The sequence below is a fragment of the Hanamia caeni genome (assembly GCF_003721595.1).
Classification (GTDB): Bacteria; Bacteroidota; Bacteroidia; order Chitinophagales; family Chitinophagaceae; genus Ginsengibacter; species Ginsengibacter caeni.
Map to the genome: position 1 here is coordinate 147,153 of NZ_RJJR01000011.1, position 14,940 is coordinate 162,092.

Below are 14,940 nucleotides of genomic sequence, written 5' to 3' on the forward strand. Positions count from 1 at the left end.
GGCCTCTTATGACCTGGCTTATAATTTAATTCACCAATTTTTTATTTGCTGCCGTTTGGCGGCTGTTGCTGTTGTTTTTGTTGCTGCTGTTGTCGCTGCATTTGTTGAAGCTGCTGCATCATTCGTTGCTGTTGCTGCATTTGTTGCTGCTGTTTCTCCAATTCTTGCTGGTATTGTTGTTGATTTAATACGTCTGTAACTTTAATATCAAAAACAAGATTTGCATTCGGGGCAATTTTGGGCGGAGCGCCATTGGCTCCAAAACCAAGATAAGATGGTATAAGCAATTTACCTTTTGCGCCTTTGTTCATCATTTTTAAGCCGTCTACCCATCCTGGAATCACACGGAATTCGCCTAAATCAACATATAAAGGTTCGGTATGGCCAAATGAGGGAATTGTATTGGAATCAAAAACGCTGTCATCAGCCATAGTACGCCCCGTGTAGTCCACCTGCGCCACATCATTATCTGTCAAAAGTGGGCCGGTGCCGGCTGAATCAATAACTACATAAGTTCCCCATTTGGTTTTTGAGCCTGTCATATTGTTCTTAGCCATATATTGCTGAATCGCCTGGTCATCCGCCTTCACCAAAGAGTCGTTGGAAGCAATTTCTTTTTCCACTTTTTCGATTGCATCTTTCTTTGCTATGGCCTTTGCTTTTGATTGAAAGGTTTTGGCTACGCTGTCTGCAGCTTCTCTTGACGGCAATAATTTTATTATTTTAAAAGATTGTAATAAATAATGGCCGGGTTTCATAAAAGGCGCTGCCTGTCCAAATTTGATTAATGTATCAGTTGATTGCCTCAGAACAAGACTATCGCCTTCATGTATTTCCTTAAAATAAGGAGGAAGCTGCGTAGTGTCATAAGGAATAAATCTCGGAGCACTTTTTTCCACGCTATTAAAAAGTATGCTGTCGTTATAGGTGGCATAGGCGTTCACCTGCATAATGTCGCCTTCTGCGGCTTTTTTGCCATCTGAGTTGCTGATGATTTTATATTCCGTTCCGTCCGGGCCTTTTTTGAAATCCTGCCTGGCGCAGCCGGCTGCCAGCAAAAATATGGCGGAGGCCAGGCAAATTGTTTTGTTCATTTTGATTTTTGTTAATTATTAATTGGTTAATTGTTCCTGATTTTCTTTTATTGCTTTTTTAAATTTAGCGATGACTTCTTCAAGCGGTTCCTTATTTTTTCCGCCGGCAGCATTAAAATGGCCGCCTCCGTTAAAATATTTCCTCGCAAATGAATTTACATCGAAGCCGCCCTTGCTTCTGAATGAGCTTTTCCTCTCGTCTCCCCTGTCTATAATTACTGCGGCCAGCCTGATTCCTTTTATACTTAGCGGAAAATTTACGAGTCCTTCCGTATCGCCGGTTTTTACATTAAATCTTATGAGGTCTTTTTGCGGAATAGCAATTAGCGCAGTATTATATTCATAAAAAAGTTCCATGCGGTTCAGCAAAGTATTGCCAAAAAAACGGTACCTGGTTTCAAGAAAATTATCAAATAAATTTTCATGAACCTGGCTGTGATTTAATCCGCGTTCCTTAAGTTTGGCAACCATTTTATGCACATCGGAAGAGGCAGAGTTAAACCTGAAGGAACCCGTATCAGTCATCACACCTGCATACAGGCATTCCGCCACTTCAGAATTTATCTTTTCTTCATTTCCGCTGGCCATGATAAAGTCAAAAATCATTTCTGCGGTGGAGCTTTTATTAACGTCGCTCCAACCGTAGTCGAAAATTTCTGTCTGCGGTTGTTGATGATGATCTATTAATATCCTGGTGCAATTAAGTCCCTCAATTACAGGTTCCATGTTTTTTGTGCGGCTAAGAACGTTAAAGTCGAGGCAAAATAACCAATCCGTTTTTTCCAGCACGTTCAAAGTCTCCTCTTTCTGTAATTCAAAATCAAAGACTTTTTTTGCACCTGGCATCCAGTTTAAAAAAGATGGCCAGTTAGTAGGAGAAATTACAGAAACAGTGTGTCCGAACTGAATGAGGAAATTGTATAACCCCAGGCCTGATCCCATTGCATCAGCATCTGGTTTCTGATGAAAAGTGATCGCAATTTTTTTTGGCTCAGACAACAACGGAAATATTTCGTTCAGGACTTTCATAAAAGGTGGCAAAAGTATTGATTTAATCGACAAAATGCTTCATTGTTTCAATTCTGAGTTGTTTAGAGAAACTTAATCTTTTCGATTAGGGTATTATCACAAAATAGAATCCTTTATTGCCGGGCTCGCTAACAAAATTGTTCGGTATTTTTGTATTTTTTTGCGAAAAGAGATTCGTTACGGAGATTATAAACGGGCACGATTTGCTCTTTTACTGCAAACAGAACTTTAAAACTCTTTATGCCAGCTTACCTCCGGGCTTCCCTGCATTCCTTCTACAGGAATACTTAGTTTTTTGAGGGAAAGCGAAATGCTTTTTACCGCGGGAAATTGCAGATGAATATCATTCCCCGCCAGCATTACCACTGTTTCCAATAAAGGCGTGGGTACTTGCATTCGTTTTTGGATGATGCCATATACAATTGAATAATCTATCGTGTCGTTGATATTTTCTATGATTTCCGCCTTTTCGGGGAAATCCAGCGACACTTCGACACTGTATTCATTACCTAAAATTCTTTCTTCTTCATGAATTCCATGAAATGCCCTGAATATAAGATTGTGCAGTTGAACCCTTATCATAAATAGCCGGGAAGTTTAAATTAAGGAATTTATCTTTCTCCGTTATTTGAAGCGGCCTGAAAATGATCAGATGGAACAGGATGCTCAAGGACACTTAAGTATCGTTCTGCTTCAATTGCCGCCATACATCCGGATCCTGCAGCGGTGATGGCCTGCCGGAAAATCTTATCCTGAAGATCCCCGGCCGCAAAGATTCCGTCGATATTTGTCTTTGTGCTTCCTGGCACCGTTTTGATATAACCGGATTCATCCATTTCCAGCCACCCTTTAAAAATCTCAGAATTGGGCTGATGGCCAATGGCTACAAAGTAGGCGCTAACCGGTATTTCGCTTATTTCCCCGGTAAGGCTATTTTTTATTCTGACGGCTTCTGTTTTCCCTTCTCCTAATATTTCTTCCACTTCAGTGTTCCAATATACCTGGATATTTTTTGTTTCCAAAACACGCATTTGCATAATCTTGCTGGCCCGCATTTGATCCTTCCTGACAAACATATGTACTTTGCTGCAGATTTTACTAAGATACAATGCCTCTTCGGCTGCAGTATCTCCTCCGCCCACAATACACACTTCTTTACCTTTAAAGAAAAAGCCGTCACAAACTGCGCATGCGCTTACACCATAACCGTTTAATCTTATTTCACTCTCCAGGCCCAGCCATTTGGCGCTGGCCCCCGTAGCCAGAATAATGGCATCAGCGCTTATCCATTTTTCGTCATCAATTAAAACCCTGCATGGGCATGATCCGAAATCTACTTTAGTAGCCAAACCATAGCGGATATCAGCGCCCATTCTTTTTGCCTGGTTCTCAAAATCTATCATCATATCCGGGCCTTGCACTCCATTCGGATATCCCGGGTAGTTTTCAACTTCAGTGGTAATAGTAAGCTGGCCTCCCGGTTGGATACCCTGATACAAAACGGGTTTCAGGTTAGCCCTTGCAGCATAAATCGCTGCCGTATACCCAGCAGGTCCTGATCCGATAATCAAACATTGAACGTGTTCGGTTCCTATATCCATAATTTTTTTAATAATTGATTTGTAAAATTAACGAATTGTAATTTTCCACGCAATTTGGTGGTAGGGAAGCGATCACCTTCTCTCACCAGGGCATAAAAAAACTGCAAACAAATATTTCAATTTGATTGCAGTTTAATATTAAGTTAAGTAACATTAGTTGGTAACCGTAGCGTACACTACAACGTCATTAAAATCATTGTCGCATCCTGAAGATGTTCTGTCATAATCCTCGAACCCGATTAAAACTTTTTTAGTGGGGGGATAAGAAATCAAAACGCCGTGTTTTTTTAATTTGGGATCTACTTCAGGATTTAAAGCATCATTCGTACAGAAATGAACTGCATCATTATTCAGATCATGTTTTTTAGCATTCCATGCATCTTGCATCAGCACAAAACCAATGGAAATTCCGGGTTCAAAATTTCCCAGGTTCACTTTATCACCTGCTACCAGCGGCGAAAGACTACCAGCACTTGGGAAGAAATAAGTGATCTGTTTAATATCTTCCGGTTTTGTTGGTGGCTTATTCGTGGGGTAGGTATAAAAAGCTATTGAATTATTATTAGCGCCGCTTTGCTTCACAAAAGTGATATACACAGTGGAAGGTTGTGTAATAGTTATATCGCCGATTTCGGGGTTATTAAACAATTCAGGATGAGTAACGGAAAGATTTTTACCATCCGGCAGCAAGGTGTCTATAAATTGCAGTAAGTCGGGAGAAACCGATTCATGCAATAAATTGTCTGGCTTGCCAGTAAGATCATAAGACGATAGCGTATTATAAGCCGTAGATTTAAATTCTACCGGCTTGGTTACAGGATCTTTCCGGCAGGATGAAATCACAACCAATAATCCAATAAGAGGTAAGTAAATTTTGTTTTGCATAATTCAAGGTGTTTTTTTAAGCTTTAACAATTTATAAGCATGAGCAAAAATTTTGCCACATACCTGCTTGGGACGATTGCCGTTTATTAAGGTGTGTATTTGATTTAAGTTAACAGAGGTTGAATAAACAAAGTAAAAGCAAAAATAATATTTTCTTTCAATTTTTTCTTATGAATATAAAAGTAGATAATAATCCGAATAATCCAAACCGCACACAGAATTTTAATATTTAATTCAACAAAATTTGAAAGCAAGCGCTTCCTGCGGGAAATTATTATTATTTTTGCGACTCTCCGGCCCCGTAGCTTAACTGAATAGAGTATCTGACTACGGATCAGAAGGTTCCAGGTTTGAATCCTGGCGGGGTCACTTAGAGGAGCCACTTACCCGTTTTGGGGCAAGTGGCTTTTTTACATCATCCATTTCTGCCAGCAAATAGCTGAATCTGCGCCACCCGGCATTTAAGGAATATAAAATTGAATTATTTATTGCTTTACTGAAAACGATGAACCGTGTTTGTAAAAAACAGGTTAGAATAAGTTGCTGAATGAATCTATTCTACATTATTTATTTATCCAAACAGATTGGGTAAAAGCGCCGTTGGCAGCCACATCCCACACTTCTACCCTAATCCATTTCCTGTTTTTTAAATTGGTATTGAAAGTAAAAGTTTTTTTGCCGAAGGCTTTTGTCGTATCAAGATTAATACGATCGCGATACACGTTTTCTCCATCTCCGGAAATGATTTCTGCAAAATGTAAAGGAAATGTCCAATCAATCCGCAATTGAACTGTAGCATTTCCTGATTCATCTAACATAATCGTTTGGTTAGAATTTTTTCCATTCACTTTAAAAACAGGAAGCAATACTTCGCCGGTGGTAGTGAAAAACTTTCCATTTTTCATTGCATCTAAAACAGGTTGCCAACCATTATTATAATTGGGTAATCTATCAAGCTGCAAGTAGTTCACATTCAAATGCGCATACATTTCGTTTTTCGGTTCGATTGAAAATAAATCCGCCTCTCCTATCACATGTTTTTTATCTCCCCAATTATTCATATCATCCATTAAATCAAGAACGCGTTTTCCCAGGCGTGGCTGCGAAAGATCGGCGGGCATCGCTTTCCAGGCTGCGCCCATAAAATGATCCGATTTAAAAAATGGCTCGTTTTTGTAATTATCCGGAAACCCAACGGAGCCTTTGGTGCGCGCATGCGCTGTCCACGCCAGGCCTTTTTCTGATTGCAATAATTGTAGCATTTCTTTTTTATCCGATACGTGATACACCTTTCCATATTTTGAATTGCTGGCCACGAAAGGCATACCCGGTTTTCGCGACATGACCCAGTAAACAGGTTTTGGGAAAAAAGCCAGCCAGTGACCACCAAAAAATTCATTGGGTTCTTCACCGGGCAACAGCAAAAATTTTTTATCCGATAATCTTTTGCATTGGGTAAACAAAGCATGTAATTCGTTCAAACGTGTGCTGTCAGGGCCTTTGGGATGAGCTGTATAATGAAACTCTGCAAGATGCACAATGTTGACGCCCATATCTTTAAACACCTTTACAAAATTTGGATGTGCAGGAACTGGCTTACCGGCAAGCACCACCTGCATTATAAATTCATTGTGAAAATGACTGCTCATGGTTTTATATCCCGGCAACGGAACATACCTATCCTCATGCGTAAATCGCTTCACTTCGTTTAACGCAACAGCCGCTTTCTCTGTGCTTAATAAAACAAAAAAGTTCATCCGCTGTTGCGTTCCCGGAGGCGCATTAAACCATGGAACAAAACGGTTATCCCCTTCCAGCTTTTGGCGGATGCCGATGCCAAACCCATCAATCATTTTCCGATAGTGATTCCCATACCAGGTAAATTTTAAATTAAACGCTTCATCAAGCGGATAAAAATATTGATGCGGCGCAGGAAAAACAGCCAGGCTTCCCTCATTGCTTTCACCAATAACTGTTCTGTATTTTACTTCAAGATTTCTTGGGGTATCGTCTTCTTTCGGCAACACATATTGCATTTCTTTTTTTATATCGCTCCATGCAATGGTGTTCCAAATTTCATTTCTATTAATTAGTCCGGCGTCATATAATATCGCCGTAGAATCAACCTCAGTAGACATTACAGCCGCTATATTGAACAGAGGGCTCCCATTGTATAAAGTAATTTCCAGTGCGCCACTGAACGTTGCAGCGTACATTTTTGAAATGCGAATGATTGTATGTGCACCTTCAGTTCTGACATTGACGCTGTCCTTTTTAAATTGTACAACATACGATTGATGCGGCTTCAACGGCACTTTATCAAAAAAAATATTCCATCCATTTTGAGAAACCAAATCTCTTTTTCCAATCGTTAGAATAAAGGCGGGATCAACGCCTGACATGATTTCTTTGTTATTTAACTGAATGCTTTTGAAAAGGGGGTTGTTATTTGAAAGATCCAATATTAATTTTCCTGATTCATTTTCTCCTGCAGGCCAGGCGGCGGTGAGCATGTTATCTTCTACAACAATTTTCGCTTTACCATTTTTATTGTAGTCCTTTAAATTTATCCAGGTTTGTGCCTTACTGAATACACTTAAAAAAATAAAAACGATAAAGAGTAAATATTTCATGTTGTATAAAATTTAATCAATACTTACCGCCCAATTCATCAGTTGTGTGAATTCGTTGTATTAAGTTTTCAAGATAAAAAACCTTAATTATTTGCCGGTTTACTGCATTTTAAAATTTATGCAGCTAATATTTCTTCTCCACCACCGGCCATCCGTTTATATATTTCACCGGCTGGATACACATTACACGCCTCACATATTTATCTTTCGCTTCTTTGCGGGCGAAGGCCGCTTCATTGGGCCAGATGGCATGGTAAGCTATCCACAAATTACCTTTTACATCTTTTACAATTGAATTGTGGCCGGGTGCAAACCAGTCTGAATCTTTTGCAAGAATAACACTGTTGCCGGCGCCGTCATATTTTCCAGGAGTTTCAAAAGGACCAAAGGGATTGTCAGCCCTGGCTATCATTACCGCGTAGTTAGCCCTATCGCCACAGCAGTTATCCCCGGAATAATACAGGTAATATTTTCCCTCATTATAATCTACCCAGGCTCCCTCTATTAATTTTTCATAGTCTTTATTTTTATCCGGAAACAAAATTGCTTTTGCTTCACTTCCATTTTTAAAGCTTTTCCAATCCTCGTTTAATTCCTGCACACGAATGGGAGCAAAGTCAGATCCCCAATACAAAATTTTTTTCCCGCTTTTTGGATCTATCATTACCATCGGATCTATATTGGAAAAATCTTTTCCTTTAAGAAAAGGAGCGCCCATATCCACGAAAGGTCCCTGCGGCGTTTTTGAAAAGGCAACACCAATGCACATATTCAAACTGGTGTCTTTGTTTTTCGCCGAAAAAAACATTACATATTGCTGTGATGCGGTATCAAATAATACATCCGGCGCCCAAAAATTATAACTCGCCCACGAAGGTTTTTCGGGTAGCGCATCACCAAGGTATTTCCAATGAAACAAATCTTTTGATGAAGCTACCTGTACATGATTTGTGTTGCCTTCTGATCTCCCCTGGGTGGCATACGCATAATAAGTGCCATCTACATTAATAACCGTAGGATCAGGAAAATTCATATTCAACACAGGATTTTCTTTTAAGGAAGCCACGTCGTCCATACCTGATGGAACATTTAAGTGAAATCCTTCTGCAACAGGCTCCCCGAAATCAGGAGTGCCGTCTTCCTTCCATGTAAATTTTTGCGCACGCGGCGAGCGGTGGCTGCCGCAACCCTGTCCTGGCTCGCTATTCGCATGATACAAAATGTAATCTTCCGTTCCATCCGGCGATTTAAAAAATGAATTATGCCCCGTGGCGTACACATGGTTTTCCGGCGATTGCTTGAAGACAGGTTGCGCTGATTTTTTCCATGAAGAAGCGTTTAATAAATTTTCGTGTACGCCTGCCGTTAGCATGCCCAGCGCGTAATAGTCTGTCCAGCAGCCACTGGCCGAATAAGTCAAAAATATTTTATCACCGTGCTTCAATATTTCGGGGCCTTCATTAACGTTTACATGAGGCACATCATTCGGATTGTTCAAATCTCCGTGCGTTTCCCAGGATAATGTAGGGGCGGAAATCAATGTACGCTTGCCTTCTACGGTCCAAGGGTTTTTTAATTGCGCAATAAAAATATCCTGTTCGCCATTTTCATTTCCCTGCCAGCCGCTCCATATCACAAACATCTTCCCGTTATTTTCAAATACACTCGCGTCAATAGCCCATTTATTTTCCGGAAGATTTAACTGTCCTTTCATCTTCCATGTTCCTTCTAGCGGGTCCCTGGATGTGTTCTCTATCACATACATCCTGTGATCAAAATTATTTCCGCTGTCGGCAGCAAAATAAGCATACCATTTGCCCTGCAAAAAATGAATTTCGGGTGCCCATATTTGTTTGGAATAAGAGCCGGATGCCGGCGGAGTCCAAACTATTTTCCTTTCTGCTGATTTTAGGTCTACAATATTTTTTGTTTTCCATAAAGTGATATTATGGCCGGTCGTATTTGTGTAATAATAGTAACCATCCTTGTAAGTTACCCACGGATCAGCGCCGGATGGAAGCAACGGGTTAGTATATGTTTTTTGTGCGTAAGTGTTGAAAACAGTAAACGAACAAAAAATGAAGAAAATAATTTTAGTGATATTTCTCATACATAAAATTTCAATAGCAAAAACATTTGCTTCAAATGTTCAGTTGACCCAGCCTTGCATAAATTTCAATCATTGCTGCCTGGTCTATTAATGCTTTGCGTTTCCCGGGTTTGCCAATCAATCCGTTTTTATCTCTTTCCTCATTCCATACGCTATCCGCATATTTTATAAAAAAATTAATGTGATCACGGTTTTTATCTACATGATACAAAGCAATTTCCCCGCGGAGCAAAACTGCGTTAAACCAATAATTTGCAGGCAACTTATCATTCTTATAAAAATAATTTTTTGCTGATGAGGCAATCTGCCCGGCCTCTTTTAAATATTTTTTATTTCCTGTGATTTGATACAAAAGAACATTAGATTGAAGCATCGTGCCTGCATTGTAGGTATATATCGCAGAATCAATCTTTAAGGACGGAATTTGCAGATTATCATAATAAAGGCCCGAAGAAGACCGCAGATATTTGTTTACCCAATGATATAAAATAAGCGCTGTATCTATATAGCTTTTTTGGTGTGTGATTTTGTAAAGCTCAATTGCAATGATTATTCCCGGGCCATTAGAGCAGGTATTTTTTGAATTCTTTTTATCTTCTCTCCAATACAAGCCTCCTCCCGAAAAAGTATCAAAGCCTGTCATCATGAAATGATAAATCTCTTTACCGATATCCAAATATTTTTTTTGTTTTGTGCGGTTATAGGCATCGAGGCAGGCAATTCCAATCCACTGATTGTCGTCATAAAACCGGGAATCTTTTTTTTCCTCACTGACATAAGCCTGGTATCCGGCTGCAGGTGGGATGGTGCTGTGATATTGTTGAATGGCTTTCAATATCGGGCTCATAAAATCACCGGAATTATGGACAGCCTCTTCTTCATTAGCCGCCTGTATCAACGCGCAGAGCGGCCATAAATATGAATATTTGTTTTCCCCGGTTCGTAGTTGATTGGTTTCATAATACAGAGAATTTCCAGCATCATAAAAATATTTATAAACAAGCTTGTTAAGTGAATCCGCTCTTTCCCTAAAAATATTTGCAGACTGTGCAGGTAAAAAATTAAAAGAAAATGCCAGTGCGGAGGTTAGCAAAGTGTTCTTAATAATTTGAATGAATTGCAAAATCTTCTATTTTTATTTTTAGCTGATTTATTGTTCCAATTGGCTTACAAGCTTTGCAACATCTTCACGATTTGAAAAATCAGTTTTATTGATTTTTACAATTTTTTTAATGGCATCTGCTTTGTCCGGGAAAATTTTTGCCAGTCTTTTTTCACTTCCGGCTTTTTCAAGTTCACCATCCACTAAAATGTAAAATTCGTGTTTGGGAATAACGTTATAACCGTCGGGCAATTTCAAATTGTATGCACTGCCATCCCGTAATAATGACTGGTAGGATGTTGCCGCTGAAGTAGTGGTAGTGCCACCATAACCGGTAGAAACTCCCGGTTCGCTTACCGAAGCCGTTGACTCATATAGTAAGGGTTTATTGCCACCAGCCAACACTTCATAAAATTTATTATTGAGAGGAATAAATTTTCTGCCAGCGATATAAACTGTATCTACATTTTCAGGTGCTGCGATAGCAGCAAATTTTCCATTCTGCTCAAATACCATTTCATTGGTGATGATATTATAGTTTAAATTCTGTTCGTAGGTTTTGCCTGTTTTCATTTTTACAGTTCCGGGCTGAAACGAATCAAAAATGTACTGCACGAGCTTGACGGCGTTTGAATTAGTTTGCGCAAGGCAACTTCCTGCAAAAAAGAGGCAAGCAATCAAAAAGTACTTTTTCATACATTTCTTTTTAAATTCATAACAATCTTAAATACTCACTTCTCTCACTCTCCCACGTCTCTCACTCATTGATTTTCCAATTTAGCAACTTCATATAATACCCGCCCACTACGCTTCTTGCCTGGAAACCTACTTGTCTTCCATCAATAGTTTCGTGCCAATCACTTAGGGGAACACGTGTAGGCGTCTCCGTTACATACTTGTATAATGGATCAATGAAGGCTTCGAAATCTTTTTGATTATCGGTCATCGTGGCTGTCCACATAATCCAATCGCTTTTTGTGTAAGTCTTGCGGCTGTCGAGTGGCAAGCCAAATTTATTTTGTTTGGTGAGGTAATATTTTATCTCCTTTTCATACACTTCTTTTGGAAATAAATTCAAGTCCAAAACTTTATCCCAAACCATATTGTATTTCTGGCTCCAGGTGTCTCCTTTATCAAATGTCAGCGCAAAATGATCGCCCACATCATCATAGCTAATCCATCGCTTTGCCATGTTCTTTGCTGTGTCTGTATATCTTTTCTGAACATCAGTCATACCAAGCATTCCAGCCATCATTCCATAAGCGCCGATAGCTTCAATAGCTTTTACAGAAAGATTTGCATTGCGCGCCAGGTGGCCGGCAAAATCATCGGTGCATAATTGGTTAACCGGATCAAATCCTTCCTTTACCAAATAATTTGTCCAGGTGGTTAATGTCTGCCAATGCTTTTTTGCATAATCAGCATTGCCATTTACTTTGGCAATTGCAGCCGCAGCAATTACCATATTTCCTGATTCTTCCACAGGCATCCCTTCGCCATAAGTCTGGCCGTTGGCAATCGGGTAAGTTCCCAAATCGTGCGCCGCAAAAGGATGCTTCCATTGGCCACTTTCGCTATAATAAAAAATTCCGTTCATCATTCCTTTCAAGAGTTCCGGATTGTAGCACAAGTATAGTGGCGAAGATGGATAAGTTATATCTACCGTATTGATGGAACCATTGCTGAAATTTTCTTTTGATAAAAATAAAATTTCTCCTTTCGGACTTTCTAATAATTTATGCGCAGCAATGCTTTGACGATAAGCAATGATGCTGATATCTGCATATGTTTTTCCACCAGCGGCTACCAGGTCATTATATACTTTTTTATTCCAGTCATCGCATTGCATCATTACATTTTTATAATTTTTGGCTGCAAGCGATAATTGCTTCTCTATCGTCTGTTTTCCATCTCGGTTCCACCAGGGCCGAAGATTCTGGTGAAAAAATTGAACAGAATAAATATCATCATAACCCAGCATAAAATATTTTTCTTTTGCCACAGACCCTACTTTTCCAAGATTAATTACCGAGTTTAAAAATAAAGATCTTCCTTCCGTCGCTGTGCTGCTTTGCTGTTGATTGACAAAAGATGCAATGGATTGAGGCGAAGTAGTAATATACGTCGCAGCCTTCTCATCTTGTGGCGTAGCAAGGTACATGTAGCCCCAATCTATGCGAAGGTCATCTCCTTTTTTTTGCAAAATTGGCTGCGCTTTGGTGCCTGCTTTTAAAATCGTAAGGCCGTCACCAGAATATTTTTTTGTAATCACTTCCTGAGAAGGCACATTCACTGCAATATTAGTTGAGGCTCCAAAATACAATTGCACCTCATGTTTTTTTTCATCGTTCGATTTTACAGCATAAGTAATGTAGGAAACGGGCCTTGCAAGCAGATCAAGATCTTTTAATAACAACGGAGAAGTGAAAGTAAGTGTGGCATCTACCGGTCCGCAGGTAAAATCGTAAACTGTTTGCGTGGCAGTGATGGTAACATTTTTTTGTTCGGCGGGGAGAATATTTTTATCCACTTTGGATTTTGGCTCGCTCACGATGCCGGCATCCAGATAGGCCCCGCCAGCGGTGTTGGCAACATGAATGGATAATACATTTTTTCCTTTTATTAAATCGGATTTGTCTAAAGGCAAATATTCAAACTTATGTATCCAACCTTTTTTTTCAAAAATATTTTTTCCGTTCAAAAACACTTCAACGTTATCATCATGCCTTAGCTTAAGATAAAGTTTGTTGAAATCGATATTGTTAATCATGAAAACTCTCCTCATCCAAAGGTCTTTTGATTTCCATGCGGTGCCACCGTCAGCCATATTATCCGAGAAAGGCGCCTTTCCGGATTTCCATGATTCATCATTGAACGAAAGATTTTCCCATCCGGTTGCGGGCCGAGTCTCTGTAAACTTTGCATTGTAAGCCTGGTCGTCGCTGGCAGGCAATACGTTTTCGAATGTTTTACTTTCACTTCCCAAAACACGATAAATTTTTCCATCCACTTTTATCATTCCTATCATGCTCTGATCGGCCCCTGTCCAATGTTTGGTTGCGGCAGTGTTGAGTGTATCAGTCATTGACCAGATGGAAAAATAAGAATCGTGTGTTATCAAAGGATAAGCAGGCGCTTTGTGCATTTGCGCAAAAGAAGAAGCACATGTAAAAAATAAACTGAATAAAAGAGAAATAAATTTCATTATTTGGATTGATTTGTTCTATTGTTTGATTGTTCTATTGTTTTATTGTTTTTAAATTATATCACACCAATATATAAATGAAAAGATTCTGTTCAACAAGATCTGAAATAAAAAATCATTCTATTTGTTTGTTTGCTATCAAAAGCCTCACTTCGCTCCTGTTAATGATTTTATCAGTTTAATTTCCTCTTCACTGTAAGGCATTCCATCTTTCCTGAATATATCATGGAACCACACTTTTGGTTCATCGCCGTTGGGCATTGGCGTATCCCATGCATAAATCGTATTTGTTTTGCCAGCAACCAATCCCCAATTGATGGCGCCCACGTTCTCTTTTTTAAGTAACGGCATGATAGTTGAAAATAAACTGCCTCGTGTTCTTGCCATATATTCTGTACAAATTAATGGCCTGCCGTACGGCTTTAATGAATCAATCACCTTTGCATGTTCCAACTCTTTGCCATAATTGTGGTAAGTAATGACGTCTGAATTCGCTAGCTGATAAGTATTCAGTTCCTTTAGTTCCGGATTCCAAAGTCCTGCAGACAAAGGTTGATCAGGATTAACTTCTCTTGCCCATGAAAAAATTTTTTCTAAAAGCGGAAGGCTTTTATACCCGTTTGAAGAATTGCCGGGTTCATTAAAAAGGTCCCAGAGAATAATCCGGTTATCGTGTTTGAAAGTGGTAAGAATATCTTTTACATATTTTTCCAATGTATCACCCAATAAAGGTTCTTTGTGATACAAAGAGCCGGGATCCCTCACCCATCCTGAATTATGAATGCCAGTTTTTGGCGCAGGTTGTTTTCCGGCATGATAGCTATCATTCCAGCAATCGTCAAAAAAAACAAAGATAGTTCCGATGTGATGCCTATCTGCAATGGAAAGATATTTCTTCATCCTGTTCTTAAATCCTTCCTGATCCTCCTGCCAGGCTACATGATGCAAAAAAACACGCATTGCATTAAAGCCGATTGATTGCGCATAACCTAATTCCCGGTCAATTGTTTTTGGGTCGAAAGTGGCTGCCTGCCACATTTCCAACTGGTTGATAGCCGTGCTTGGAATAAAATTACTTCCGCGCAGCCATCCCTCTTTTGCATACCAGGCATTGGCCTTTTCTTTGCTCCAAACGGCTCTTTCTTTTTGCGCATATGTATCACCGTTAGTAAGGAGAATGATCGAGAGAATGACGATTAAGAATTTCTTCATTAGTTATGAGTTATGAGTTATGAGTTATGAGTTATTAATTATTGCGTAGTAATTATTGCATTATTTTAT

Annotated in this window: 11 protein-coding genes and 1 tRNA gene; 1 reads left to right on the top strand and 11 read right to left on the bottom strand. The window is 39.4% G+C overall.

The genetic code is table 11. The annotated features are described in order from the left end of the window. Positions 1 to 41: 41 nt before the first annotated feature. The 5 genes from EFY79_RS13640 to EFY79_RS13660 all read right to left on the bottom strand — a co-directional run bounded on the left by EFY79_RS13640 (position 42) and on the right by EFY79_RS13660 (position 4,609). On the bottom strand, positions 42 to 1,094 hold the full coding sequence (locus EFY79_RS13640) for an FKBP-type peptidyl-prolyl cis-trans isomerase (protein ID WP_123121276.1): 1,053 nt from the start codon (positions 1,092 to 1,094) through the stop codon (positions 42 to 44). A gap of 18 nt (positions 1,095 to 1,112) precedes the next feature. After that, the gene (locus EFY79_RS13645; protein WP_123121277.1) at positions 1,113 to 2,123 is read right to left on the bottom strand and encodes a DHH family phosphoesterase; all 1,011 of its coding nucleotides are present in this window, start codon (positions 2,121 to 2,123) and stop codon (positions 1,113 to 1,115) included. Between the two features lie 228 nt (positions 2,124 to 2,351). Beyond that, positions 2,352 to 2,705, bottom strand: a complete 354-nt coding sequence (locus tag EFY79_RS13650) for a dihydroneopterin aldolase (protein WP_123121278.1) — start codon at positions 2,703 to 2,705, stop codon at positions 2,352 to 2,354. A 29-nt stretch (positions 2,706 to 2,734) separates the two neighbouring features. Then, a complete protein-coding gene (gene trxB / locus EFY79_RS13655) occupies positions 2,735 to 3,724 on the bottom strand; it encodes a thioredoxin-disulfide reductase (protein ID WP_123121279.1) in 990 nt (329 codons plus the stop codon). A gap of 153 nt (positions 3,725 to 3,877) precedes the next feature. Then, the gene (locus EFY79_RS13660; protein ID WP_123121280.1) at positions 3,878 to 4,609 is read right to left on the bottom strand and encodes a DUF4114 domain-containing protein; all 732 of its coding nucleotides are present in this window, start codon (positions 4,607 to 4,609) and stop codon (positions 3,878 to 3,880) included. 295 nt (positions 4,610 to 4,904) lie between these two features. On the opposite strand from EFY79_RS13660, the gene EFY79_RS13665 reads away from it, so the two are divergent. Further along, positions 4,905 to 4,978 (top strand) — tRNA-Arg (locus EFY79_RS13665). A gap of 194 nt (positions 4,979 to 5,172) precedes the next feature. Here EFY79_RS13665 and EFY79_RS13670 read toward each other — a convergent pair. The 6 genes from EFY79_RS13670 to EFY79_RS13695 all read right to left on the bottom strand — a co-directional run bounded on the left by EFY79_RS13670 (position 5,173) and on the right by EFY79_RS13695 (position 14,871). Continuing rightward, positions 5,173 to 7,242, bottom strand: a complete 2,070-nt coding sequence (locus tag EFY79_RS13670; RefSeq protein WP_123121281.1) for a CehA/McbA family metallohydrolase domain-containing protein — start codon at positions 7,240 to 7,242, stop codon at positions 5,173 to 5,175. A 124-nt stretch (positions 7,243 to 7,366) separates the two neighbouring features. Beyond that, positions 7,367 to 9,352 (bottom strand): family 43 glycosylhydrolase, encoded by a 1,986-nt coding sequence (locus EFY79_RS13675; protein ID WP_123121282.1) that lies wholly within the window; start codon positions 9,350 to 9,352, stop codon positions 7,367 to 7,369. A 31-nt stretch (positions 9,353 to 9,383) separates the two neighbouring features. Continuing rightward, positions 9,384 to 10,475 carry a glycoside hydrolase family 76 protein gene (locus tag EFY79_RS13680; protein WP_199727538.1) on the bottom strand — a complete coding sequence of 364 codons (1,092 nt, stop codon included), beginning with the start codon at positions 10,473 to 10,475 and terminating at the stop codon, positions 9,384 to 9,386. Between the two features lie 27 nt (positions 10,476 to 10,502). Further along, positions 10,503 to 11,150, bottom strand: a complete 648-nt coding sequence (locus EFY79_RS13685) for a hypothetical protein (protein ID WP_123121283.1) — start codon at positions 11,148 to 11,150, stop codon at positions 10,503 to 10,505. Between the two features lie 61 nt (positions 11,151 to 11,211). Further along, on the bottom strand, positions 11,212 to 13,659 hold the full coding sequence (locus EFY79_RS13690; RefSeq protein WP_123121284.1) for a glutaminase family protein: 2,448 nt from the start codon (positions 13,657 to 13,659) through the stop codon (positions 11,212 to 11,214). Between the two features lie 147 nt (positions 13,660 to 13,806). Further along, positions 13,807 to 14,871: a cellulase family glycosylhydrolase gene (locus EFY79_RS13695; RefSeq protein ID WP_123121285.1), complete on the bottom strand. Its 1,065-nt coding sequence runs from the start codon at positions 14,869 to 14,871 to the stop codon at positions 13,807 to 13,809. Between the last annotated feature and the right edge of the window lie 69 nt (positions 14,872 to 14,940).

What these genes read in the sequence shown, in the direction of transcription:
- EFY79_RS13650 (WP_123121278.1), bottom strand. Translation starts at nt 2,705, where the DNA reads ATGATAAGGGTTCAACTGCACAATCTTATATTCAGGGCATTTCATGGA.
- EFY79_RS13670 (WP_123121281.1), bottom strand. Translation starts at nt 7,242, where the DNA reads ATGAAATATTTACTCTTTATCGTTTTTATTTTTTTAAGTGTATTCAGT.
- EFY79_RS13690 (WP_123121284.1), bottom strand. Translation starts at nt 13,659, where the DNA reads ATGAAATTTATTTCTCTTTTATTCAGTTTATTTTTTACATGTGCTTCT.
- EFY79_RS13640 (WP_123121276.1), bottom strand. Translation starts at nt 1,094, where the DNA reads ATGAACAAAACAATTTGCCTGGCCTCCGCCATATTTTTGCTGGCAGCC.
- EFY79_RS13685 (WP_123121283.1), bottom strand. Translation starts at nt 11,150, where the DNA reads ATGAAAAAGTACTTTTTGATTGCTTGCCTCTTTTTTGCAGGAAGTTGC.
- EFY79_RS13645 (WP_123121277.1), bottom strand. Translation starts at nt 2,123, where the DNA reads ATGAAAGTCCTGAACGAAATATTTCCGTTGTTGTCTGAGCCAAAAAAA.
- trxB (WP_123121279.1), bottom strand. Translation starts at nt 3,724, where the DNA reads ATGGATATAGGAACCGAACACGTTCAATGTTTGATTATCGGATCAGGA.
- EFY79_RS13675 (WP_123121282.1), bottom strand. Translation starts at nt 9,352, where the DNA reads ATGAGAAATATCACTAAAATTATTTTCTTCATTTTTTGTTCGTTTACT.
- EFY79_RS13695 (WP_123121285.1), bottom strand. Translation starts at nt 14,871, where the DNA reads ATGAAGAAATTCTTAATCGTCATTCTCTCGATCATTCTCCTTACTAAC.
- EFY79_RS13660 (WP_123121280.1), bottom strand. Translation starts at nt 4,609, where the DNA reads ATGCAAAACAAAATTTACTTACCTCTTATTGGATTATTGGTTGTGATT.